1 protein-coding gene is annotated in these 680 nt (G+C 50.9%); it reads right to left on the bottom strand.

Annotated features, from left to right (window positions below; genetic code table 11):
- Positions 1–680, bottom strand: a 680-nt coding sequence (locus IQR33_RS34135; RefSeq protein WP_228014090.1) for a cadherin-like domain-containing protein, incomplete at both ends; no start/stop codon positions are given.

The following is a 680-nucleotide window of genomic DNA, read 5'->3' as shown; positions in this document are numbered from 1 at the left end:
GTCACTGGCGTGTCTTCGTCAGTAACGGCGTTGTCATTGGTCGCCACTGGCGCGTCATTCACTGGTGTGACATCGACGTTCACCGTGGTGGATTCACTGACGCCACCGGAGGTAACGATGTAGGTAAAGCTGTCTGTACCCTGGTAGTTGTCGTTTGGTGTATAAGTGACGCTGCCATCCGGGTTGACCGAGACCGTGCCGTTCGCTGGACCGTTATTGGTATCCAGCGACACCACTTTATCGTCGCCTTCGAACGTGTCGTTACCTAAGACCTTGATGATGGTTGGCGTGTCTTCCACGACCGTTGCTTTATCTGCCACGATGTCTGCCACAGGCGCAACTGTGAAGTTCACCGTTTGGCTGACGCTTTCACCGCTTGGATCGGTGGCAGTAAACGTCAACGCTTCTGAGCCGTTCCAGTCTGCCGTTGGGCTAATGGTCGCAATGCCATTTTCAATCGACACCAACACGTTGCTGTTGCCGGACACTGAGAAGTTCAGTGCGGAGTCGCTGTCTTTAAATGCGTCGTTTAAATCAATCGTGTAGATCGTAAAATCTTCTGCTAACACTTGATCTGAAATCACATTATCGACTGTTGGTGCATCGTTAACGCGATTCACAATCAAACTATCACTGTCGCTAACCGTTGGATTAACACCATCCGATACTGATGCGCTGAT

The organism is Vibrio sp. OPT46, from assembly GCF_015163535.1.
In the GTDB taxonomy this organism is placed as follows: Bacteria; Pseudomonadota; Gammaproteobacteria; order Enterobacterales; family Vibrionaceae; genus Vibrio; species Vibrio alginolyticus.
The sequence above is the reverse complement of the archived record's forward strand: the minus strand, read 5'-3'. Positions and strand labels throughout refer to the sequence as shown.